Raw genomic sequence first — 23,479 nt, 5'->3', positions numbered from 1 at the left:
ACTCCCTAGATAAGACAAAATAAGGAACAAAAAAGAACAGGGCTGCCAAAAGTAAGTTCTACTCTTGGGACAGCCCCTCTTCTTTATATGAGCGTACTGTAAGCCACGTCATAAAATCATTAAGTGAAAGAGCTAGGATTGTATCAACCAATGCGTAAAGACGAGGCTCAACCTTCTTTTTCTTTAATCTAGATTGAACACATTCCCATATTTCCTCTTCAGTTACACTTTCATACCCTAAGTAATGAAATTCTTCTTTTTTACTCTGTACCGCTGGCTTCACTTCTCTTTTCCATTCCGCAAAATGTGTATTCTCCATTTGACTCTCTCCTTTCGAGATTAGATGAAACAAGCTGTCATGACTATTCACTCTACTTGCATATAGTGATATATAAGATTGTCCAAGAAAGGACAGGTTAAAATGACAAAACAAACACTCGTGCAAGGAACGATCCTACTCATACTAGCAGGACTTGTAACGAAGATACTCGGTTTCGTAAATCGAATCGTCATGGCCAGGGTCATGGGTCACGAAGGTGTCGGCCTCTATATGATGGCAGTCCCTACATTCTTATTAGCCGTAACTTTAACAAGGCTTGGGCTGCCGATCGCCATATCAAAACTTGTAGCAGAAGCAGACGCAACTGGAGATCGTTCTAAAGTAAGAAAAATCTTGATCGTATCTTTAGCCATCACAGGAATTTTGAGCATTGTGATCACGATCGCTTTGTTTATCGTTGCTCCGTTATTAGCTGAATATTTCTTTACAGATGACCGTACGATCTGGCCGTTGCTCGCCATCGCTCCTGTAGTCCCTGTGATTGCGGTCTCCTCGGTTTTGAGAGGATACTTTCAAGGTCTGCAGAACATGAGACCCTCTGCTTACTCGCAGGTTATCGAACAGGTAGTCAGAATTGCTCTCGTCGCATTATTGACAGGTTTATTCCTGCCATATGGCGTACAATACGCAGCAGCTGGCGCGATGATCTCTGTTATTATCGGTGAGCTCGCATCACTTCTTTATATGTTTTCCATGTTCAAAGTAAAAAAGAAGATGCGTATTCGAAAAGGTTTTTTTAAGCAGCTGAAGCAAGGTCATGAAACGATGAAAGACCTCCTGAATATCGCACTACCTACAACGGGAAGTCAATTGATCGGTTCTGTTTCCTATTTTTTTGAACCAATCGTTGTGGCAAATAGTTTAGCGATTGCTGGTATCACCACAGCTGTTGCCACCGCGCAGTACGGGGAACTTGCAGGCTATGTTATCCCACTATTGTTTCTACCAACGTTCATTACGTATTCGCTTTCTATCTCTTTAGTACCTGCCATCAGTGAAGCGAACGCACAAAAAAAATACCACTTGATCGAACATCGCTTAAACCAAGCGCTTAGACTCTCCATGTTATCTGGTGGTATTGCAGCCGTTGTGATGTATGTATATGCGGTTCCGATCATGGACTTGATGTATGATTCACCTGCTTCCGCATCCTATGTAAAAATCATGACACCATTTTTCTTTTTCCTTTATTTCCAAGGTCCGTTGCAAGCTGTACTTCAAGCATTAAATCTTGCACGTTCCGCGATGATTAACAGTCTTATTGGAGCACTAGTTAAATTAACAGCGATATTCGCTCTAGCTACACGACCTGAATTCGGAATTATGGGAGCAGCACTCGGGATCGTAATTAGTATTGTCGTCGTTACCCTGCTTCATTTTGCTACAGTCATCAAAGCCATCAGTTATACGATCGTAGTAAAAGATTTTGTTTTATGTCTGATTTCCATTTTTATTACAGGAGGAGGAGCTGTTTACCTGTATCGATACATGATGCCTCAATTTCCTCCACTGCAAGGTCTAACGATATGTGTGACGGCAACATGTGCTATCTATTTGTTTGTTCTCATCTTCTTTAAGCTCTTAGGTAAGGAAGATCTTAAACATATACCTCTCATAAAAAGATGGATTTAAGACAGCCAATTAGGCTGTTTTATTTTTTGCTGTTCAATTCGTCGACATACAATGTACCATCTTCATTAAGTGTACAGAACGAAATGTTTTTTATCTCTTTAAACCCTATTTTTTTCAACTCTTGCCTTAACCAAAACGTTGTCTTGTCCATCTTTTCAAGATTATCATCTAAAATTTTTCCGTCCAATATAAGAGGCAGAACCATTTGAATCGGTATATTATCAGAATCAGCCTCTTTTTTTATAATTGAGAGCTTGCCTGTTGTTTCTAAAATTCCAAATTCAACTTCATTCAAGCTTCTAATATTCTTCTCCCGCAATTGTGTTAAAAGATCATCAAAGTTATAACGTTGCTTCTTCATCTCATGTTCATCCACTTGTCCTTCTTTAATGATTAAAGAAGGTTTACCATCGACAATTTCTCTCATTTTCCTGCTCTTTAATGAAACAAGTGCTAATATGAGCTGGATACTTAACAAGATAAAAATGGATACGAGGGAATTCAACATGGGAATCGTAGGATCTTCGATGGAGATAACAGCTAACTCTGCGACCATGATCGAAACAACAAAGTCAATGATCGATAATTGTCCCATCTCGCGCTTACCCATCAGTCGAAAGACCACCATGATTAAGAAATAGATAAAAAGCGTTCTAAAAACAATCGTGTACAGTTCCATGATTCCCCTCCTTCCATACTTTGTTCATTCCATTAGTTAGTGTGGCACAGATATGAAAAAAAATGTTACGCAGGATTTGCCAAATATAAATCAATGGAAGCGAGTGGGAAAATGCTTGCTTGTACTTCTAATTTTTACGGAGTCTGAATAAAGTATATAGAAAGCTTCTAGGGATAAGGAGGATCAAAAATGGGGATTAAACATATGGCGTCTTCTATGGGACGGGGTCTGATTGCTGTACTTTTAATGATCATGCTTTGCAGTTTAGTGCTCTCTCTTTTGCTGCGGTTTACAGGTTTGACAGAAGCGTCGTTGAAATGGGTGACTGTGGGTCTTTCTTTTTTATCATTATTTATAGGGGGATTGATTTCTGGAAAGAAAGGACAGAGTAAAGGTTGGCTGTTAGGTGGAGGTACAAGTCTTTTGTTTTCTTTTCTTGTTTTTCTAGTTCAATACTTAGGCTATCAAAGTACGTTTAACTCTTCTCAGTATATGTATCATGGACTTTTTCTTTTATTAGCAATTATCGGTGGAATTATGGGTGTGAACTTAAGCAGTCATAAACAAACATATAAATAAGACCCGTATGAACGGGTCTTTTTGTTATAATGCTGCTTCTTCTTTTACTTCACGGATTGCATTACGATCAAATGTTAATTTTGCGCCATCGTTCGAACGAATAACAGCGATGTTATCATCAATGCTGTCTAGTGTTCCGTGTAATCCACCGATTGTTACAACTTTGTCACCTTTTTTAAGGCTAGACTGCATCTCACGAACAGCTTTTTGTCTCTTTTGCTGCGGTCTGATCAACAAAAAATAAAAAATCGCAAACATCAAGATAATTGGCAATATTCCTCCAAGGTTTCCCATACTATTTCACCCCTTTCTATAAGTTACTATTTGTTTATGACAGAACGTTTTAGAAATTCCGTGCGTTCGGTTTATTGAATCCGTACATTTCAAAGAATTCATTTCTAAAATCCAGAAGTCTGTCTTCCATGATCGCTTGTCTAACTTGCTTCATTAAGTTTACCAAAAAATAAAGGTTATGGTAACTTGTTAATCGGAAACCAAATGTTTCGTTCGCTTTTACAAGGTGACGAATATAAGCTCTAGAGTATGTTCGGCATACATGACAGTCGCAATTTTCGTCGATCGGACGGAAATCACGTGCATACTTCGCATTACGAACCACTAACCTTCCTTCACTCGTCATACATGTTCCATTTCTAGCGATACGAGTCGGCAGTACACAGTCAAACATGTCGATCCCGCGAATCGCTCCATCGATAAGCGAATCAGGAGAGCCTACTCCCATCAGATAACGAGGTTTGTTTTCTGGAAGATGTGGAGTTGTGAAATCTAAGACACGGTTCATCACATCTTTTGGTTCACCTACAGATAGGCCACCAACTGCATAACCCGGGAAATCGAGCGATACTAAATCTCGTGCGCTCTGTTTCCGAAGTTCTTCGTATTCTCCACCTTGCACGATACCAAAAAGGGCTTGATCCTCTGGCCTTGCATGTCCTTTTAAGCAGCGCTCAGCCCAGCGACTTGTACGTTCAACAGAAGCTTTCATATAATCATATTCTGCAGGATATGGTGGACACTCATCAAACGCCATCATAATGTCAGAACCTAGTGCGTTCTGAATCTCCATCGCACCTTCAGGACTTAAGAAAAGCTTTTCACCGCTCAGATGGTTTCTGAAGTGAACTCCCTCTTCTTTAATCTCTCTCAGGTCACTTAAGGAAAAGACTTGAAATCCTCCTGAATCCGTAAGAATCGGACGATCCCAGTTCATAAATTTATGAAGCCCACCAGCTTCTTTTACGATATCATGTCCTGGGCGTAACCATAGGTGATACGTATTGCTCAGAATGATCTCTGCTCCAAGCTCTTTTAGTTCTTCTGGACTCATCGTTTTTACTGTTGCTAATGTTCCCACCGGCATGAAGATAGGTGTTTCAAATGTTCCGTGTGGAGTATGAACCTTCCCTAATCTCGCACCTGATTGTTTGCACGTTTTTATTAATTCGTATGTTACTGCTGGTTTCATCTTAAAATATATCCCCCTTAAAGTATAAGCATCGCGTCACCGAAACTGAAAAAGCGATACTTTTCTTCGACGGCTTCATGATATGCTCTTAAAACGAAATCTTTTGAGGCTAATGCGCTCACCAACATGATTAATGTTGATTTTGGAAGATGGAAGTTCGTAATCAATCCATCAATCGCCTTAAACGTATAACCAGGATAGATAAAGATATCTGTCCAACCAGAATCTTCTTCAAACTTGCCATCAAATTTATTCGCTACCGTTTCAAGCGTTCGTGTACTTGTCGTTCCAACGGTAATAATTCTTCCTCCGGCCTCTTTAACCCCATTTAAAAGTTCAGCTGTTCCTTTAGTGACCTGATAAAATTCCGCATGCATGTCATGCTCAAGTACATTTTCTACACTAACAGGACGAAACGTACCTAAACCTACATGAAGAGTAATAAACGTAACATGTACACCAATAGATTTGATCTCTTCGATCAATTCTGTAGTAAAATGCAACCCAGCGGTTGGGGCAGCTGCAGAACCTTGATGTACAGCATAAACTGTCTGATAGCGATCTTTTTCTTCTAACTGTTCCTTTATATATGGTGGAAGAGGCATCTGACCAAGGTCATCGAGCAGTTCGTAAAAAATTCCATTGTAGATAAACTTAAGCTGTCTACCTCCGTGATCACTCTCACCTGTACAAACTGCTTTTAATCGGCCGTCTCCAAAGGAAATTTCCGTTCCAGGTTTTATTCTTTTTGCTGGCTTAACTAACGTTTTCCAAGTATCGTTGCCTTCTTCTTTTAATAGAAGCACTTCAACTTTTCCGCCTGTATCCGATTTTTGCCCAAAAAGTCTTGCCGGAAGAACACGCGTGTCATTTAAAACAAGACAGTCTCCTGCTTTTAAATAGTTTTTTAAGTCATAAAAATGTTTATGTTCAATTGTTTCTTGTGATCTATCTAAGACCATCAGTCGTGAGGAAGTGCGGTTCTCAAGCGGTGTTTGCGCAATTAGTTCCTCAGGCAGATTGAAATCAAAATCATTTACGTTCATGTCATGTATTCCTGCTTTCTATTTAAATCGACCTATAATCATGAAGATCAAGGAAAGTACAATACTAACGATAATAGACGTCACGATTGGAAAATAGACAGTTGTGTTTCCTTTTTTCCATATCATATCTCCAGGAAGTTTTCCTATATACGTCCCTACTAATCCTATAATAATTAGAACGATTCCTGCAACGATTAACAGCCGGTTCAATCTGCAGACGCCTCCAGTCCAAAATATTGATAGGCCTGTTCTGTTACCATTCGTCCGCGTGGAGTACGTTGTAAAAAGCCAATCTGAAGAAGATACGGCTCATAAACGTCTTCAATCGTCATCGACTCTTCACCTATTGTAGCCGAAATGGTCTCTAGACCTACAGGACCGCCTTTATACGTGTGAATGATCCCTAGTAATAATTTATGGTCAATATGGTCTAAACCTAAACGGTCTACTTGAAGAAGCTCCAATGCTTTCTGACAGATTGGCAAAGAAATCGTATCTTTGCCTTCAACCTGCACAAAATCCCTGACTCGACGTAACAAACGATTTGCAATCCTCGGTGTACCTCTTGATCTTCTCGCGATTTCTTCAGCTGATAAATCATCCACTCTAACCCCAAAGACATCACCTGTACGCCTTACAATCTCACCTAGTTCATCTGGCTTATAATATTCTAACCTTGCGAGCACACCGAAACGATCTCGGAGAGGAGCCGATAAAGAACCCGCTCTTGTGGTCGCACCGATCAATGTGAAAGGAGGCAGGTCTAGTCTCACAGACCTTGCAACCTCTCCTTTTCCGATAACGATATCTAAGCAAAAGTCCTCCATTGCCGAATATAAAATCTCTTCAATAGCACGAGACAATCGATGAATTTCATCGATAAATAATACATCACCTGGTTCTAAAGAAGTTAGGATGGCCGCCAAGTCCCCGGGCCGTTCAATAGCTGGACCACTTGTTGTTCTCAAATTAACTTCCATCTCGTTTGCAATGATCGATGCCAAAGTCGTCTTCCCAAGACCAGGAGGGCCATACAACAGGACATGATCGAGAGGCTCGTTACGAAGTTTTGCAGCTTTAATAAAGATCCGTAGATTGTCTTTTACGGAGGTTTGTCCAATATACTCGTCTAAAAGTTCAGGGCGCAGGCTTAACTCGATATTTGCTTCATCTTGACGTTCCTCTGAAGAAACAATTCTCTCTTCCATACATCCTCACGTCCTTATGAATTCATTAACTTCTTTAATGCCGTCTTTACATATTCGTTTGCTGACATCTTCTCTTTTTTCAAATCAGGAAGAATCTTTTGAATTTCTTTTCTGCCATAACCTAAAACAGCAAGTGCCTCAATTGCCTCGTCGAGTTCATCACTTTCTAGTTCAACATCAGCAAACAGCCCTTCTGTAAATTCAACATCTGCAAAAATCGAGAGCTTGCCTTTCAAATCTAATATCATCTGGCGAGCGGTTTTCTTTCCTACCCCAGGAAACTTTGTTAGAAACTTTTCATCTTCCTGTTCAATCGCATTTACAACTTGTTCAGGCTGGCCAAACGCTACGATAGCAAGTGCTCCTTTAGGACCTATCCCTGAAACATTTAATAATTTTAAAAATAAATCACGCTCTTTACGGTTTTTGAAACCGTAAAGTGCAAGAACATCTTCTCGTACATATTGATACGTATAGACCGTCTTTTGCTCATTTAACTTATAAATAAAAGGGTTTGGACATAAGACTTTATATCCGATACCAGTATTGTTTATGACAATATATTCTGCTGTTATGTATTCTACATTTCCAGATATGCTTTCAATCAACTTCTTCTCTCCCTAACGCTAAACACGAGCGTATGTTTCTATTCTTTATTGTATCATAGAAAATCGCATTTATCTTTGACTGATTGCTTGATTCGGCTTAAAAATCGATCAATTTTCATGAATCAACCTCAGCCATCACTATTTCAAGCTTCATTTTAAACTCATAAAAAAAAGAACTGTTCAAAAGTTGATTTAACTTCTGACAGTTCTTTCATACTAGCGGTTGTTTTCGAAAGGACGTTTTATCGCATTTCCAAGGTCACTGCCGGCATTTACGATATCGTTGCTAATTCCGCGAACATCTGATTCAACTTCCGTGTAAGCACGGCCATCTCGCAGATTGTTATCAACGTTCTCAATGCGGTTAACCATATCGCGATCAGCTACAATCTTCACATCACGATTAGGTGCCAATCTCGAAGTGATCTCTCTAACTTTTTTCGTCAGTTCAGTCTTCTTCTTTTCATCCGTGTCTACTCCTACAATGACGTTGTTATCCTCTAGAATAACGTGAGCATCGTCTACTCCACGAATGTTGTTGACCTTACCCGCGATTCGTTCAGCAAGTTTACCATCATAATCTTCATGGTAAGTTGCATTATGATCATTTATATCTCGATCAGCCATATCAGAAATAAATCCATTACCACGGTCAAGATCACCACGATTATCTCCCTCATTGGTGTAGTAACCAATCGGTCGAACATCGTTATCCTTCTTATCCTGTGATTCATTTACACCGTTACAGCCTACGAGACCTACAGCTAAAATTGTTACGGTAAGTGATTTCCCTAAAAAGTTCAATGGAAAAACCTCCTTTCACCATTAGCTTGGCAGAAGAAGGCTCGAAATAATCTGTTAAATGTAGGATGATCGTTAACTCATCCTCTTCATTATCTTTTCAATAAATTTTTTCCTGTGGGAAAAGTCACGTAATGTGAACCTCGTTACTGCATCAATCATTTCCTTGTCACCCGTCTTAAGAGCCCTGTTCCATTCTCGATAGAGGTCTGTAGGAAATACCAAACATATTACGAACCACCTTTTGGTAAACCACTTTAAGAAATCTTCATTTCCTACCTCTTCCATCTTTGCATAAGACCAATGCCAAAATGGTAAGATACGATTTGCATATTGCAACCAATCAAAAGCTTGGGGAACTGCTGCAAAAAGATCAAAATCAATTAGATACGTACCCTTATCCTTATATTTCACAAAATTATGCGGTGCAACATCACCATGTGTAATTTCTTTTTTCTTATATGCTTTATTTTCTAGCTTTTCAACAGCTGCATGATCAAACTGGTTTAAACTCCATTCTCCCCACATGATTATATCTGAAATTAGCGGCTGCATTTGATGATTCCAATTTGCTGATTTCGAATGAAATTTAAAAGCGTCCAATCTGTCACTCCATTTTTTAAATAAAGAGTACGTAGACAATTGTTCATAGATTGGTACCGGTATATTTTTTGAAAAAGAATGAAAACGGCTGATTGCTTCTACTCCAGCTTTAACGTCGTCCATTTTACCAAAATGAAGACCTTCTCCTTTATAGAATGGCATGATTGCCCAAATGTATTTACCGAATTGAACCGTTTTTTTCTGATTTGGATATGCGGTATAAGTACCCATAATTCTTGGGTTTTGTCCATGATACAATTTAGAAAGTTTTAATTGCTTGCTGCATGTTTCTGATCTGTTGAACCCTTTTAATACATATTTACCTTGTTTGGTTTTAATCCAGATAACGTTCTCACGAAAAAAACCAAAATCAATCACTTCAAGCCCTAGTTCATTCATCTTTTTTAAAAAAAGACGATCTCCTTGGAAATCGTCCCTTACGTCCCTATTCATCTTCTTCCGTTTCTTCCGTAGAATTCTCATCTAATTCACGAGATTGTGCTTGTGAATATGGATTAGGCATTCCTTGCTGCATTTGTTGAGGCATCCCTGGCATCCCTGGCATTCCAGGCATTCCTCCAGCCTGTGGCATCATACCCATCTGACCCATTCCTGGCATTCCACCACCCTGTGGCATCATACCCATCTGACCCATTCCTGGCATTCCACCACCCTGTGGCATCATGCCCATCTGACCCATCCCTGGCATTCCACCACCCTGTGGCATCATACCCATCTGACCCATTCCTGGCATTCCACCACCCTGTGGCATCATGCCCATCTGACCCATCCCTGGCATTCCTCCTGGCATCATACCCATTTGACCCATCTGTGGCATTCCTCCTGGCATCATACCCATCTGGCCCATCTGTGGCATTCCTCCTGGCATCATACCCATCTGGCCCATCTGTGGCATTCCTCCACCTTGTGGCATCATACCCATTCCCATTTGACCCATCTGAGGCATACCGCTAAATCCTTGCGGCATACCCAGAGTCATGCCCATTGATCCTGGTTGTTGCATACCCATTTGCATATCCTGCATACCTTGTTGTTGTCCACCAGGTGTGTATTCTCCTGCCGGCATTTGGTCCATATCCGAATCAGGATATTCTCCAAAAGGCATAGAGCCTCCTTGCTGCATGCTACCTCCGCCTTGTTGCCCACCTTGTGGATATCCACCACCATAGAGTTGTGGCATTCCACTGAAACCTTGTGGAGGCATCATTCCATAACCCTGTGGCATTTGAGAATAGGTTTGTGGTTTTGGAAACATTGGTGGAATAGAACCATACATGTTTTGCATCATTCCAGATGATTCTTCCATCAAAAATGGATGTTTATTGGGCGGATAGCCATCTTTTCCTGCATAAATCCCATGCTTGCTTGCCACGTTCGGCTGATTTGCCATATTCGGCATGTTCGCTATGTTTGGTTGATTCGCCATATTTGGCATATTCGCTATGTTTGGTTGTTGATTTGGATATCCCATTGGCACATAATGTCCAAGATTTGACGACTCCACCATCCCAGCAAAGTCCTTGTCATGAATAGGTGCCATGGGCTGCTTCATCGGCGCTTTCATCGGTTGATCTTTTAACATAGGAACATCTTTTTTCATTGGCGTGTCTTTTTTCATTGGAACGTCTTTTTTCATAGGGGCATCTTTTTTCATTGGTGCGTCTTTCTTTTCCATCTTTGTTGGTGCAGGCTTTAATGGTGCCGGCTTCATTGGTGCTGGTTTCTTTTCTTGTTTTATTGGAGCTGGTTTCTTTGGAGCAGGCTTAACCGGTGCTGGCTTTGGAGCCTCTTGAACAGGAGCAACCGGTTTTTCTTTAACCGGTACAATAGGCTGCTCTTTTTTCATACCAGGCATCTTGATGGGGATTTTAATCTTTTCCCCCCGTTCAATTACATCTGTTTTGGAGAACCCTGGATTTGCTTTTCTTAATTCATTCACTGGTACATCATATTTTTCAGCAATTTTGTCGAGTGTGTCCCCTTTTTGCACAATGTGTATTCTCACGTTGCAAAACTCCCTCCTGCCAAATTTCCTTACAGTATATGAACATTTGGGCATATTGCTACATCGTATTAGAAGTGACATTATTCCTTTATCAATTTATGCCTTACAAAAGTAGGTTATGACAGGGGGAGAAACACTACATCATTCGGTTTAAAGCTGTGATTGCGTATTTTTTTGTTTCTTCATCAACCTTAATTACGTTTTCAAGGTTTCCATCTATAATATTTTCTAGCGACCACAGCAGGTGTGGCAGATCGATACGGTTCATCGTAAGGCAAGGACATAGATGTGGGTTTAATGAGACGATTTTCTTGTCACTGAACTGTTGAGCTAACCGGTTTACAAGATTCATTTCAGTTCCAACAGCCCAGCTTGTTCCTGGTTCTGCATGTTTGATCGTCTCAATAATAAAATGAGTAGATCCGTTCAAATCACTAGCTCTCACAACTTCATGCGTACATTCAGGATGAACAATAATTTGGAACTCCGAATGGTTCTCTCTAAAGTCGGTAATCTGTTCCACAGTAAATTTTTCATGAACAGAACAATGCCCCTTCCAAAGAATCACTTTGATTTGTTCAATGTTCGTACCTTCATAGATTAATTTGTTTGAAATTGGATCCCAGATTGCCATATCTTCAAGTGGAATCCCTAGATCAAAAGCGGTATTTCTTCCTAGATGCTGATCAGGAAGAAACAGCAACCTATCTTTTTGATCAAACGCCCAGCTCACCATCTCTTTAGCATTCGAAGAAGTCACAGTAGCCCCACCATTTTTTCCACAAAACGCTTTTATCTCCGCAGTTGAGTTCACATAGGTTAAGGGTAGAATCGTATCTCCAAAGAGCTTTTGAAGTTCGATCCAAGCTCTCTCTGTTTGATGAATATTAGCCATATCAGCCATAGAACAACCAGCTTTCAAATCCGGAAGAATTACAGTCTGATTGTCTGTGCTCAACATGTCTGCTGTTTCAGCCATAAAATGGACACCACAGAATACGATAAAATCAGCATCTTTATTCTCCGCTGAAATTTTGGCAAGCTGAAGAGAATCACCTGTAACATCTGCAAATTGAACAATTTCATCTTTTTGATAATGATGGGCTGGAAGGAATAAACGTGTTCCTAGACTGCTTTTAATCTCTAGAACCCTAGCTTCCATCTCTTCAACTGACATGGTGCTATATCGATCCGGTAATGTGTTTGGTTTAGAAAAAGTTTTTAGTAAAGTCATGTTTTACAACTCCTTTAACATTCATGCTAATATCCAGTGCTTTATAAGAATGGGTTAAGTAACCGAGAGAAATATAATCAACACCTGCTTCACTATATTCCTTTATTTCATCCAGAGTAATTCCTCCAGAAGCTTCAGTAATAATACTCGAGGGCACATGTGTAAGTCTTTGTTTGATCTCTTGGGGGCTACAGTTATCAAACATGATAATATCTGCACCAGCTAAAACCGCTTCGATCACTTGTTCTTCCGTCTCTGTTTCCACTTCTATCTTCACTGTGTGACCACACTTTTTACGCGCCGTTTCAACCGCTTCCCGAATAGATGGAAATCCTGCCAAATGGTTATCCTTTAACATCACCGTATCGTAGAGCCCGAACCTGTGGTTGTATCCTCCTCCGCATCGAACAGCATACTTTTCAAACATCCTAAGACCAGGTGTCGTTTTTCGTGTATCACAAATACGAGTTCCACCTTCGCAACAATCAACAGCTTTTGCCGTAATCGTCGCTATACCCGAGAGACGCTGAAGCAGGTTTAGAATCACTCTTTCACCTGATAAAACACTTTGTCTTCTACCCGTGACCTCAGCTAACAATGTTCCCGCTTCAAACTGTTCTCCTTCGTTGACGAAGATTCTTGTTTGTACTGTTCTATCTAGCAACTCATACCCTATAGACAAGATTTGTCCACCTGCAAATACTCCATTTTCTTTGGCTATAATGCTTGCGGTGACTTCTGTATGATCTTCAAAAAGAGACGCTGACAAGTCTCCTGATCCTATATCTTCAATTAAAAATTCCTGCAGCTGTTTTTTCAGCAATAAAGGATTCATCATGCCACAAACTCCTTATCAATTTTTTGGTGTTCCATTCATTTTTCTGAGATGGAAAATCATTTCGATAATGACTTCCTCTGCTTTCTTCACGCTTAAGACAACTTGTTATAGTCAACCATGCGATTGTTTGCATATTGAACCTCTTAATAATAGGGAGTGGTTCACTGATCAGATCAGGTCTCCACGAACCTAGATCTAAGGTTTTTGACGCACTCATTAGTTCTTTTTTACTTCTTACGATTCCCGCATATTTATCCATTAGATGGTGAATCTCGTTTTCTTGCAAGAGACCGTCAAGCTGTATTGAATTCTGTTCGAGCTTCTTCATTCTTTTAAAAGGCGCAGGCTTCAATTCCGTTACCTCAGATGAAAGGATATCGTTTGCCGCCGCTTTTGCAAAAACAGCTCCTTCGAGGAGAGAATTACTCGCTAATCGATTAGCACCATGTACACCGGTATTGGCACACTCTCCAATCGAATATAGCCCTTTCAACGAGGTCTTACCGCTTTGATCTGTAACGATTCCACCCATCGTAAAATGAGCACCAGGAGATACTGGGATCAATCCTTTATTTAGATCGATACCTGCTTTTGTGCAAAGCATTGTTACTCCAGGAAATTTACTTCTAAAATCTTTAATTGTCGAAATATCTAAGAACACTTTCTCACCGTGTACATGAATTTCTTGAAACAGCCTCTTCGATACGATATCTCTCGGTGCAAGGTCTTTTAATGGATGTACATCCTTCATAAAAGGAACTCCACTTGAGTTGATCAATATTCCACCTTGTCCTCGCACTGCTTCAGTGATCAACCCTGATGGAACTCTACCTGATAAAAGGGTTGGATGGAATTGAACAAACTCTAAGTCTGAGAGTTCAACACCTGCTCGGTATGCCATACATAGAACGCTCCCATCCGATCCAAATGCATTAGAAGTCGTTCCATATATCCCCGCATAACCACCACCTGCCAATATCGTATTTTTCGCTTGAAAGATAGTGGTTTGATTTTCATCATCTTTACAATACACACCAATACACTTATGGTCTTGAATGATTAAGTCCACTGCATATTGGTGGCTGACAATTTTAACATTTTTACTAACTCTTCGTATTAGGGCTTCAATCACTTTCTTACCTGTTTGATCTCCTCCAGCATGAACGATGCGGTTCCGGTTATGTCCGCCTTCTTTACCTAAAACAAAAGACCCGTTCTCATGTCTATCAAAGTTCACTCCCCACTCAGCAAGTGTGCGAACGACACTTTCTCCTTCTTTAACTAGTTGTTTGACCGCCTCTTGATCATTATGGTGGTGCCCTGCCTTAAGCGTATCTAAAAAATGCTCCGCCCAAGAGTCCTCTTCATCTATTGCTGCAGAAATTCCACCTTGAGCTAAAAAAGAATTTGATTTCTCTGCAGAAAACTTTGTGATAACTATCACATTCTTATACGAACTTAAATATTCAGCAGCCATCAAACCAGCAATTCCACCGCCGACAATTAGAACATCTGCTTCGTTATGTTTCATATACACAAAACACCTCAACTTTACACGTGTCTTGACACCTATATTTACATAGATTTAAACTAGATACAACTATTTTATTAAAACTGAGGTGGAAACCTTGATATATCTTGATTATGCAGCAACTACACCCCTGTCCGAATCAGCTCTGAACGCTTTTGTTCAAACATCAAAATCATATTTTCAAAATACTGAGAGTCTACATGAAGGTGGTCTAGCAGCTCGTGATTTATTAGAACATGCCCGATGTTCTTTAGCTGAGTTGTTAAAGAAAGAAAGTGAAGGAATCTATTTTACAGGCGGGGGCTCTGATGGTAATTTTCTAGCTATTACTTCATTAGCGAATGGAGCAAACTATAAAGGGAAGCACATCATCTCTTCTAATGTAGAACATTCTTCTGTTGATTATGTTCTTAGATTGTTAGAGGAGAGTGGTTACGAGATAACAAGAATACCCGTACAAAAAAATGGGAAGATGCCGATCACAACGTTGCTGTCCTCTATTCGTCCAGATACCATACTAGTCACTATTCAGCATGTGAACAGTGAGACGGGAATCGTGCAGGACATTAAAGAAATCGGTGAGCTTTTAAAAAATCGCGGTGTTTTGTTTCATAGTGACTGCGTTCAATCATTCGGAAAATGGGATAAAAGTTATTTTCATTCTATGAGTATTGATGCTTTTACAATGTCTGCACATAAGATAAACGGACCAAAGGGAACTGGTGCCGTATACATCTCACCATCTGTTCATATAGCACCTCTTCTTTCTGAAGTCACACATGAACGTGGATTCCGTGCAGGTACAGTCGATCTCCCATCCATTGTCGCTTTTGTTACAGCAGCAGAAGAGGCATCCTACCTACAGAAAGAACACTATCAGCATGCTGTTAACATGCGAAAACAACTAAAATCGTCTATACTATCAGATAAGACCATAATCTTTGAAGGCAATGACGACAGCTCTCCTTTTATCATACCAATCCGTGCAAAAGGGATGGAAGGCCAAATCGTCATGCAAGAGCTGGACCGATTAAAAATCGCTGTTTCCACAGGATCAGCATGCAAGAACGGACGGCAAGCACCTTCTAAAACCTTACTTGCACTTGGAAGAACTGAAAGTGAAGCTCATGAATTGGTTAGAATATCAACCAGTCATCAAACGACTTCTGAAGAAATTGCTTTACTTGGAAAAGCACTTATTGAAATAACAAATACATTCAGATCTGTTAGCGAGGTAATTACAAGATGAGCAACGAGAAATTAAAAGGTGATGAAAGACGTTCGCAGCTCATAACTTGGCTGCTGAAAGCTGATAAGCCACTTAGTGGTTCGATTCTCGCCACTAAAACCAATGTTAGCAGACAGGTTATCGTACAAGACATGTCACTTTTAAAAGCCAGTGGTGAGCCAATCATGGCAACAGCTCAAGGCTATATTTATTTAAAGAACGACTCAAAAAAACAATTCTCTCGAGTGATTGCTGCCAATCATTCACCAGAAGAAACTACGAGTGAACTATTAACGATCGTGGATTATGGTGTTACAGTAGAAGATGTTACTGTTGAACACCCTGTTTATGGAGATATCAAGGCTTCACTTAAACTCTCCACGAGAAAAGATGTTGAAGATCTCATTAAACGACTAAGAGACACGAATGCTAGCCTTTTAAGTGAATTAACAGAAGGCATTCACATGCACACTCTCTCATCAGACTCTGAAGAAAAACTCGATGAAGTTTGTGGCGCCTTAAAGGAAAAAGGTTTTTTGTTATAAGCGTAAAAAAATCCCTAGCTGTATCAGCCAGGGATTTTTTTAGGCGCCGGTTCCTACTACTTCAACTCGTTCTACCGTTTCCATACGATTTAATGTGCTTAACAAGTCCTTCATATCTCCTTGAAGCATGTTCGTTTCAATTGTCAATGTAATATGTGCACGTCCCTGTAAGGGGATCGTCTGATTAATCGTTAGTACGTTGCACCCTTGGGAAGCAACAACTGTTAACAGGCTCGACAGGGCACCGGATCTGTCTTCAAGGTGGATGGAAAGTGTTATAATCTTCTCTTTTACCATCGTATGAAACGGAAAGATTCCATCGCGGTATTTGTAAAATGCACTTCTGCTCAACCCAACTTTTTCTGCAGCTTCTGCGACTGTTTTTACTTTTCCTCGATCTAAGAGAGACTTTGCTTCCAACGCTTTTTGCATGGATTCCGACAAAACATCTTCTCTTACCATATAATATTGCTGATCATTTTTCATTTAGCTTTCCTCCGGTGACTTTCTTACCTTCATTATAATAGGATTAGTCTATTATGTCTATCTCACGTGGACATTTGTATAAAAAAGACAGCCTACAGAATAGGCTGCCTTCTTTTAATCGATAAATTCGAACTCATATTTTAAGATTCGAACAACATCGCCATGCTCTGCTCCGCGATCACGTAACGCTTGGTCTACACCAAGAGTACGCATTTGTCTTGCAAAACGCTTTGTTGCTTCTTCTCGAGAAAAGTCAGTCATCTTAAACAACTTTTCTATCTTCGGACCATTGATAACAAAAGTACCTGCAGGGTCACGAGTAATATAGAAGCCAGCATCTTCTTTTTCGTGCTTATATAGAACCCTTTGTTGTTCTCCGCCATCGTCATGGATGAGCGGGAACTCAGGTGTTACTTCAAGAGTATCTGCTGTTGTGAAAAGCACCTCTCTAATACCTTGACGAGAAATCGCAGAAATTGGGAATACTTTTACGTCTTCTCCTACTTTTTCTTTGAAGATCTCAAGGTTTTCTTCAGCACCTGGAATGTCCATTTTGTTGGCTAGAACAATTTGAGGACGTTCCATCAATCGCATGTTGTACTGATTAAGTTCATCGTTAATTTTAACGAAATCATCATAAGGATCTCGTCCTTCCATTCCAGACATGTCGATAACATGTAGAATAACACGTGTTCGTTCGATATGTCTTAAGAATTGATGACCGAGTCCAATACCTTCGTGAGCACCTTCAATCAAACCTGGTAGATCAGCCATTACAAAGCTTCTTCCATCTTCTACAGCAACAACACCTAAGTTAGGAGTGATCGTTGTAAAATGGTACTCAGCAATTTTCGGCTTCGCTGCTGAAACGATCGATAAGAAGGTCGATTTCCCTACACTCGGAAAACCAACTAATCCTACGTCAGCTAAGACTTTCAATTCTAATGTTACTTCTCGTTCTTCACCTGGTTCACCATTCTCAGCAATTTCCGGAGCCGGATTTGCAGGAGTAGCAAAACGAGTGTTTCCTCGGCCGCCTCGACCACCTTTAGCGATGATTGCTTGCTGCTGATGATGTACGAGGTCAGCAATCGTCTCTCCTGTATTGGCATCTGTCACGACAGTACCAGGAGGAACTTTAACAATCATATCGTTCGCTTTTTTTCCATGCATGCCCTTAGACATACCATGTTCACCTCGAGGGGCTTTAAAATGACGATTGTAACGAAAGTCCATAAGCGTTCGTAAGCCTTCTTCAACTTCAAAGATTACGTTTGCTCCTTTTCCTCCGTCACCGCCAGCAGGACCACCGTCTGGAACGTATTTTTCACGGCGAAATGCAACCATCCCGTTTCCGCCGTCACCTGCTTTTAAATAAATCTTGACCTGATCGACAAACATTTCATTCTCCTCCTTCCATTAAGAAGTTAACTGAATATCAAAATAACACTTATTTTCCTGATTATAGCTTTCGATGAGTAACATGCTTTTATGTGTTGAAAAAATATTCCTCAATACTTCATACGTATCCTTCTCATCTGTTAGCGCTCCTTGAAAGGTATAACAGACTCGAAGAACTGCAGGATCAAATGTAACAGTAAGTGAGTATTCATCATAACCCGAAATGGAATTATTCAACACATCGCATACTTCTTTCGTAGTATGTAACAATTCCTCTTCAAATAAGCTGAAATCCCCGCTTTCACCATTTACTTTTCCATACAATTTCACCGGATGCTTCAACCAATTATATGTTAATAAGTACTCCGATAAATTCGGGGTTTTCAGGTTAGAGATTCTTGATTCTTCCCGTGATAGTTCAATAACTTCATTCATAATCTCTTTTGCCCGCTCTGTGCGGCCAAGTGATAGGTTTGCTTTTATAAGCTGTAGCTGGTTTAGCCAGTCATGCCTGGCGTGGCGCAAAAGATCGACAGTTGTCCATTTGTTTGACATCATCGCACTCCTAGCCTTTCCTTTTAATAGGGCTATACCTTACACCAACAAATTTAGCGCAGTACTTAATACTCTCACAAAGCAAAGAAAAAACTCTAACCAATCTGGTTAGAGTTTTCATCTCCCTCTTACGCTTCTTGCGCGATTGGGTAAACACTTACCTTTTTGCGGTCACGGCCATAACGTTCGAAACGTACAACTCCGTCTACCTTAGCAAATAGTGTGTCATCTCCGCCTTTACCTACGTTTGTACCAGGATAGATCTTAGTACCACGTTGACGGTAAAGAATTGAACCACCAGAAACGAATTGTCCATCAGCACGCTTAGCGCCTAGACGCTTAGACTGTGAGTCACGACCATTCTTTGTGCTACCTACCCCTTTTTTAGAGGCAAAGTATTGAAGGTTTAATTTAAGCATTCGTTGCACCTCCTTCATGTTCAGTCAATTTTATATACTCGCTGTATCCTTCTTCAATTGAAGCAAGGGATACAATCATGCCTTCCAAAAGCCACTGTGTTTTTTGATGTATAGAATCATTAAGATTACCCGGTACGGTTAACGTTAGAAAACCACCATCTTCATGAGTAGTTACTTCTGGCTCATAGCCGCAAAGCTTTTCTATCGCATTGATCGTACCGAACGACACCGCTGTAGCTGCTGCACAAACCAAGTCTTGGCCATGTGGAGCATAATCAGCATGTCCTTCCATCGTAAACGAAAGTATGTCTTGATCTTTGTTCCTGTATATAGAAACTAGAATCATGAGAATTACCCGTTAATTTTTTCAATCACAACTTTTGTGTATGGTTGACGGTGTCCTTGCTTACGACGGTAGTTCTTCTTCGCCTTAAACTTGTAGACAACCACTTTTTCGCCACGGCCATGTTTTTCAACTGTTGCCGTAACTGTAGCACCTTCAACTAAAGGAGCTCCTACTTTCAAGCTATCTCCACCTACCATCAATACATCCTCGAATGTTACTGACGCTCCAGCTTCAACATCTAGTTTTTCAACATAGATCGCTTGACCTTCTTCAACTCGAACTTGCTTACCACCAGTTTGAATAATTGCGTACATCAACGTGCACCTCCTCTTATACTCAGACTCGCCATCCCAGGTGTATATAAAATACTTAAAACCTGGTCTGTGCGGTTGGAGCGGGTGCTCCAAACACTAACGAAAAAAGGATACCATGTTTGGCACCCTCATGTCAATGTGAATCTTTTAACATCCTGCTTCTTATTTCATCTGTTTTTCCTGAATGTCTGACTGCCATTTCCCGGTTTGACGAACCGATAGATACAATCACTCTCACATCATGCTGTTTCTCTAAAAGTTTTAGCTTGTCAGGATTCTTTTTTAGCCATTCTGAAAAGTGTTGAGGCACTTCCATCCATAAAGCCTCATCATCTTCGTATGTGTATTCTTTCATAATACGGTCCATCTCATAATAAAACGTTTCTGGGCGCAGGATATACCCATCCATCATATGGCGATCGAACCTTGTAGCAAGAGTCTCAAGTAATGAAGGTCTCTCTTTTTTTCTAGTCATTTCAAACAAGCCCATTTTGGTAAAACCATGAAGAATCATAGTTGAAGAATCATTCATTAATGCTTCTCGCATAACTTTGTTGATTTGTTCTTTGTCTTCATTTGATTGCATCGTTATAAAGTCAATGACGATCATGCCGGCAATATTACGTAATCGAAGCTGTTTCATTATTTCTTTTGCAGCGATTTTATTTGCCTCAACAACAGTCTTAGACCGATCTTTTTTTCCAGTGAATTTTCCGGTATTCACATCTATCACAGTTAGTGCTTCTGTCACATTAAAATATAGTGAAGACCCATTCTTTAACCATACTAGGGGAGAAAGTGTTTTTTCAAGGTCTATGTCGATTCCAAATTTACGAAAAAGAGGCTCTTTTTCATTATACAGATTAACAGAAAATGGATTTCGGAATGAAGCCGCATATTCTTTGACATGCTGATACGTTTCATAATCATCGACTAAAATTTCTTCCACCTTAAAATTAAGCCATCTCTCTAAGAGCGGATAAAAAAAATGAGGTTGCACGATTAGAGCAGGTGCTTTTTTACCATCTGAGCATTTTTGTACTTCATTCAATTGTCTTCGAAGACTTTCAAGCTCTTGATTCATTTCGCGCTCAGGAAAATCTTCACAACCTGTGCGAATAATCAAGCCTTCTTTATCACTTGTAACAGAATCTCCCCAGTCTTGCAGCATCGCGCGCTGAGAATCTTTTATCTTTTTTGATATTCCAACGTGAGGAGTGAATGGAAAATATACGAGCAGATGACCTGTAAACGAGATAAGAGCTGTTAATTTGGCACCTTTATCTCCAGTCTCTTCTTTGACGACTTGAACAAGTACCGATTCTCCTTCTTTTATAAGGCTTGAGATGGATACTTTCTTTTGATCCTCAACTGAGAGCTGTTGATAAGCAGGCAAATCGTCTTTATGAAGAAAGCCGTTCTTGCTTGTTCCAATATCTACAAACACAGCTTGCATGCCAGGCAATACCTTTTGAACTTTTCCTTTATAGATGTTTCCTGTTAACGGACTTTTAGTTGGTCTATGAATTGCACATTCTATAAGTTTTTCATTCTCCATTAACGCTGTACGTTTTTCTATTCCTACTGCATTGATTATTACGCGTTGCATCGTTCCATTCACATCTCCCTGTTTTTCGCTCTGTATCCTATTCTAACGAAAAACTTTTCCGATTGCACACTCAGGCGAATGAATATGAAAATAAGCTTGTAAAAGTTGTTTTTCATTAATGGTTGTAAGATTAAGGTTCTTAATAACTATAGAATGTGAAACTCCTTTTACCAAGTGGTGAGTGACTTTTGAAAGTGACCATGTTGGGGGTACGATAATCGTACGAGTACCTTTTTTACTTGTTTGCTGCATTGTGTTCAGCAAGAACCGCATGAATACATAATGTCTCCTTCGCCATTCAAGGATATGAGCTAAGCCTAAGAAAAGACAGATTATCCACATGTTCAAATGCGATGGCTGTAGAGAAAGCTGCCATGCACCGCCTATTACCAACAAAGCTCCAGATCCTATTAAAAATTTTTGTTGTGCGACCCTGTAGGGCATCCATTTTGTGATAAGAGCGAATATTACCTTCCCACCATCTAGTGGCCATATCGGAAGAAGATTAAATAAAAATAGCGTTAGATTCAAAATAAAAAACCAATAAAAATCACCCGCAGAGATGAGGTTAGTCTGGCTTAAAACAAAAGCTACACCTGTAAGCCAAATGTGTTGTAACGGACCAAGGACAGCTACCCAGACCTCTTCGTGAATAGGACGTGTTCCATGTTCTTCAACTACGGCGGCGCCTCCGAAAGGAAGAAGATCTATTCTTGAAATTCTCCAATTAAAAAGACGGGCACCTGCAAAATGACCCATCTCATGAATAAGAACGACGAAAAACCAAACGATGATCTCCCTAAAATGCCCTGTGTAGATCGCACCGAAAATCACAACCCAAAAGGCGGGATTAATCTTTATTTTTCGCATGAATTCCATTATTAATTTAATCAATATCAATCACCTTGCTAGGATCAATAAAGCTCTTGTCTTTTTTAATCGCAAAGTAAAATTTACCAGACTTCCCATCCTTACTTCCAGATACTTTACCTAATCGTGTACCGCTTTCTACGTAATTATATAATTTTATGGACTTATCAATCTCTTTAAGGTCTCCATACCACGATTCTTGTTCATCAGAGTGTTGAATAATTACGGTATAACCCAAGTCATCTTTTTTTCCAGCATAAACAATATAACCACTTTTCGATGTTTCAACATCTTCCTCTTTGCCCGTTTCAATAACGATTCCTTTACCGTTCGCACTGAAAGTCTCATACACCTTTCCGTCTGCAGGAACAGCAAAAACTTCACTAACTTCTTCTGATTTCTTTTCTTTCTGCAGCTTATCTTTCGGAAATAAGGCTAATGGTTTTCCAAACTTATCTTCATACCAATCTTTAGCTGCAGCAAACTGAAACTCATCTTGATATACGTGTTTAATAAATTTTTGCGCTTGAACCGTATGTTCATTATTATTCTTAAAAGCGATTCCTACAATTAAGAATAAAATAATAGAAAACATAATTTGCATTAACATTGCATGACGGTTGAATAGAGGATGAGATTTCTCCGGTTCGTCCCTAGACGAGATGACCGAACTACTTTCTTTTGAGGTGCCGTTCTTAGAAATATTACCGTACTTCTTTCGGATTTCATCTGCTCTATTTTTCATAACCGTTCCTCCATTTTTCTCATATATGTACATCCTATGACTTGTCCGTTGGAGATATGAGTAAATGGTTTGTTGATTTGTACAGCTTGAAAATAAAGATTTACGTATGCTCTGTTGTTTTCGTAAGTGGTTGATTTCCGTTACTGGTGCTCACTTTCCGCGGGGCGACCGGTGTGCTACTTGCACTCATAAGCGTGAGATGATCAAATCTAAAAAACAATCATCCTGAAAATCAATAACCGACTTCAAGAACAACAATGGTGAGTGAAAAAGCTTTGGGAAAACATCTTTGGCAAGTTGATTGGAGTGCAAGGTGCGAGACTCCTGGGGGATCAGCGGGACAGGTGAGA

Annotated in this window: 27 protein-coding genes and 1 other annotated feature; of the genes, 4 read left to right on the top strand and 23 right to left on the bottom strand. The window is 40.0% G+C overall.

Annotated features, from left to right (window positions below; all coding sequences use genetic code 11):
* Positions 1–58: 58 nt before the first annotated feature.
* Positions 59–319 carry a post-transcriptional regulator gene (locus P4V41_RS19225; RefSeq protein WP_328086756.1) on the bottom strand — a complete coding sequence of 87 codons (261 nt, stop codon included), beginning with the start codon at positions 317–319 and terminating at the stop codon, positions 59–61.
* A 102-nt stretch (positions 320–421) separates the two neighbouring features.
* Here P4V41_RS19225 and spoVB point away from each other — a divergent pair, with 102 nt between their 5' ends.
* Positions 422–1,972, top strand: coding sequence for a stage V sporulation protein B (gene spoVB, locus P4V41_RS19220; protein WP_328086755.1), 1,551 nt, complete (start codon positions 422–424; stop codon positions 1,970–1,972).
* 19 nt (positions 1,973–1,991) lie between these two features.
* Here the strand turns inward: spoVB and P4V41_RS19215 are convergent, their stop codons facing one another.
* A complete protein-coding gene (locus P4V41_RS19215; RefSeq protein WP_328086754.1) occupies positions 1,992–2,651 on the bottom strand; it encodes a DUF421 domain-containing protein in 660 nt (219 codons plus the stop codon).
* A 189-nt stretch (positions 2,652–2,840) separates the two neighbouring features.
* Between P4V41_RS19215 and P4V41_RS19210 the strand changes: the two genes are divergently transcribed.
* On the top strand, positions 2,841–3,230 hold the full coding sequence (locus tag P4V41_RS19210; RefSeq protein WP_328086753.1) for a TIGR04086 family membrane protein: 390 nt from the start codon (positions 2,841–2,843) through the stop codon (positions 3,228–3,230).
* A gap of 24 nt (positions 3,231–3,254) precedes the next feature.
* Here P4V41_RS19210 and yajC read toward each other — a convergent pair whose 3' ends face one another.
* The 12 genes from yajC to nadB form a co-directional block, all read right to left on the bottom strand.
* Positions 3,255–3,524 carry a preprotein translocase subunit YajC gene (gene yajC / locus P4V41_RS19205; protein WP_328086752.1) on the bottom strand — a complete coding sequence of 90 codons (270 nt, stop codon included), beginning with the start codon at positions 3,522–3,524 and terminating at the stop codon, positions 3,255–3,257.
* Positions 3,525–3,573: 49 nt separating this feature from the next.
* Positions 3,574–4,716 (bottom strand): tRNA guanosine(34) transglycosylase Tgt, encoded by a 1,143-nt coding sequence (gene tgt / locus P4V41_RS19200; RefSeq protein WP_328086751.1) that lies wholly within the window; start codon positions 4,714–4,716, stop codon positions 3,574–3,576.
* 17 nt (positions 4,717–4,733) lie between these two features.
* Positions 4,734–5,762, bottom strand: a complete 1,029-nt coding sequence (gene queA, locus P4V41_RS19195) for a tRNA preQ1(34) S-adenosylmethionine ribosyltransferase-isomerase QueA (protein ID WP_328086750.1) — start codon at positions 5,760–5,762, stop codon at positions 4,734–4,736.
* An 18-nt stretch (positions 5,763–5,780) separates the two neighbouring features.
* Entirely contained in the window at positions 5,781–5,972 is a 192-nt protein-coding gene (locus P4V41_RS19190; RefSeq protein ID WP_328086749.1) for a DUF2905 domain-containing protein, read from the bottom strand.
* Complete coding sequence (gene ruvB / locus P4V41_RS19185) at positions 5,969–6,970, bottom strand: Holliday junction branch migration DNA helicase RuvB (RefSeq protein ID WP_153237745.1); 1,002 nt, start codon at positions 6,968–6,970, stop codon at positions 5,969–5,971. The genes P4V41_RS19190 and ruvB overlap by 4 nt, the downstream gene beginning before the upstream one ends.
* Before the next feature lie 14 nt (positions 6,971–6,984).
* Entirely contained in the window at positions 6,985–7,578 is a 594-nt protein-coding gene (gene ruvA / locus P4V41_RS19180; RefSeq protein ID WP_328086748.1) for a Holliday junction branch migration protein RuvA, read from the bottom strand.
* Between the two features lie 216 nt (positions 7,579–7,794).
* Positions 7,795–8,382, bottom strand: coding sequence for a YhcN/YlaJ family sporulation lipoprotein (locus P4V41_RS19175; RefSeq protein WP_328086747.1), 588 nt, complete (start codon positions 8,380–8,382; stop codon positions 7,795–7,797).
* 72 nt (positions 8,383–8,454) lie between these two features.
* Positions 8,455–9,435 carry a hypothetical protein gene (locus P4V41_RS19170; protein ID WP_328086746.1) on the bottom strand — a complete coding sequence of 327 codons (981 nt, stop codon included), beginning with the start codon at positions 9,433–9,435 and terminating at the stop codon, positions 8,455–8,457.
* Positions 9,428–11,008, bottom strand: a complete 1,581-nt coding sequence (locus tag P4V41_RS19165) for a LysM peptidoglycan-binding domain-containing protein (protein WP_328086745.1) — start codon at positions 11,006–11,008, stop codon at positions 9,428–9,430. Before P4V41_RS19165 ends, P4V41_RS19170 begins: the two co-directional genes overlap by 8 nt.
* A gap of 136 nt (positions 11,009–11,144) precedes the next feature.
* Positions 11,145–12,242, bottom strand: coding sequence for a quinolinate synthase NadA (gene nadA, locus P4V41_RS19160; protein WP_328086744.1), 1,098 nt, complete (start codon positions 12,240–12,242; stop codon positions 11,145–11,147).
* A complete protein-coding gene (gene nadC / locus P4V41_RS19155) occupies positions 12,217–13,077 on the bottom strand; it encodes a carboxylating nicotinate-nucleotide diphosphorylase (RefSeq protein WP_328086760.1) in 861 nt (286 codons plus the stop codon). The genes nadA and nadC overlap by 26 nt, the downstream gene beginning before the upstream one ends.
* Entirely contained in the window at positions 13,031–14,611 is a 1,581-nt protein-coding gene (gene nadB / locus P4V41_RS19150; protein ID WP_328086743.1) for an L-aspartate oxidase, read from the bottom strand. The genes nadC and nadB overlap by 47 nt, the downstream gene beginning before the upstream one ends.
* A gap of 97 nt (positions 14,612–14,708) precedes the next feature.
* Between nadB and P4V41_RS19145 the strand changes: the two genes are divergently transcribed.
* Together P4V41_RS19145 and P4V41_RS19140 are read left to right on the top strand one after the other, a co-directional pair.
* Complete coding sequence (locus tag P4V41_RS19145; RefSeq protein ID WP_328086742.1) at positions 14,709–15,860, top strand: IscS subfamily cysteine desulfurase; 1,152 nt, start codon at positions 14,709–14,711, stop codon at positions 15,858–15,860.
* Complete coding sequence (locus P4V41_RS19140) at positions 15,857–16,384, top strand: transcription repressor NadR (protein ID WP_328086741.1); 528 nt, start codon at positions 15,857–15,859, stop codon at positions 16,382–16,384. Before P4V41_RS19145 ends, P4V41_RS19140 begins: the two co-directional genes overlap by 4 nt.
* Positions 16,385–16,423: 39 nt before the next feature.
* On the opposite strand, the gene P4V41_RS19135 is transcribed toward P4V41_RS19140, so the two are convergent.
* The 9 genes from P4V41_RS19135 to P4V41_RS19095 form a co-directional block, all read right to left on the bottom strand.
* Complete coding sequence (locus P4V41_RS19135; RefSeq protein WP_137788756.1) at positions 16,424–16,870, bottom strand: ACT domain-containing protein; 447 nt, start codon at positions 16,868–16,870, stop codon at positions 16,424–16,426.
* Positions 16,871–16,984: 114 nt separating this feature from the next.
* A complete protein-coding gene (gene obgE, locus P4V41_RS19130) occupies positions 16,985–18,271 on the bottom strand; it encodes a GTPase ObgE (protein ID WP_328086740.1) in 1,287 nt (428 codons plus the stop codon).
* An 18-nt stretch (positions 18,272–18,289) separates the two neighbouring features.
* Positions 18,290–18,826 (bottom strand): Spo0B domain-containing protein, encoded by a 537-nt coding sequence (locus P4V41_RS19125; protein ID WP_328086739.1) that lies wholly within the window; start codon positions 18,824–18,826, stop codon positions 18,290–18,292.
* Between the two features lie 128 nt (positions 18,827–18,954).
* Positions 18,955–19,245, bottom strand: a complete 291-nt coding sequence (gene rpmA, locus P4V41_RS19120) for a 50S ribosomal protein L27 (RefSeq protein ID WP_066239506.1) — start codon at positions 19,243–19,245, stop codon at positions 18,955–18,957.
* Complete coding sequence (locus P4V41_RS19115; RefSeq protein WP_328086738.1) at positions 19,238–19,591, bottom strand: ribosomal-processing cysteine protease Prp; 354 nt, start codon at positions 19,589–19,591, stop codon at positions 19,238–19,240. Before P4V41_RS19115 ends, rpmA begins: the two co-directional genes overlap by 8 nt.
* A gap of 5 nt (positions 19,592–19,596) precedes the next feature.
* On the bottom strand, positions 19,597–19,905 hold the full coding sequence (rplU, locus tag P4V41_RS19110) for a 50S ribosomal protein L21 (protein ID WP_066396525.1): 309 nt from the start codon (positions 19,903–19,905) through the stop codon (positions 19,597–19,599).
* Between the two features lie 14 nt (positions 19,906–19,919).
* Positions 19,920–19,992 (bottom strand) — a sequence feature (ribosomal protein L21 leader region).
* A 46-nt stretch (positions 19,993–20,038) separates the two neighbouring features.
* Positions 20,039–21,514, bottom strand: a complete 1,476-nt coding sequence (locus P4V41_RS19105) for an Rne/Rng family ribonuclease (protein ID WP_328086737.1) — start codon at positions 21,512–21,514, stop codon at positions 20,039–20,041.
* A 42-nt stretch (positions 21,515–21,556) separates the two neighbouring features.
* The gene (locus P4V41_RS19100; protein ID WP_328086736.1) at positions 21,557–22,408 is read right to left on the bottom strand and encodes a site-2 protease family protein; all 852 of its coding nucleotides are present in this window, start codon (positions 22,406–22,408) and stop codon (positions 21,557–21,559) included.
* Positions 22,401–23,129: a M23 family metallopeptidase gene (locus P4V41_RS19095; protein ID WP_328086735.1), complete on the bottom strand. Its 729-nt coding sequence runs from the start codon at positions 23,127–23,129 to the stop codon at positions 22,401–22,403. The genes P4V41_RS19100 and P4V41_RS19095 overlap by 8 nt, the downstream gene beginning before the upstream one ends.
* Positions 23,130–23,479: the final 350 nt, after the last annotated feature.

This window comes from Fictibacillus nanhaiensis, from assembly GCF_036213205.1.
GTDB lineage: Bacteria > Bacillota > Bacilli > Bacillales > Fictibacillaceae > Fictibacillus > Fictibacillus nanhaiensis_E.
This window is presented reverse-complemented; position numbering and strand designations above follow the sequence as displayed.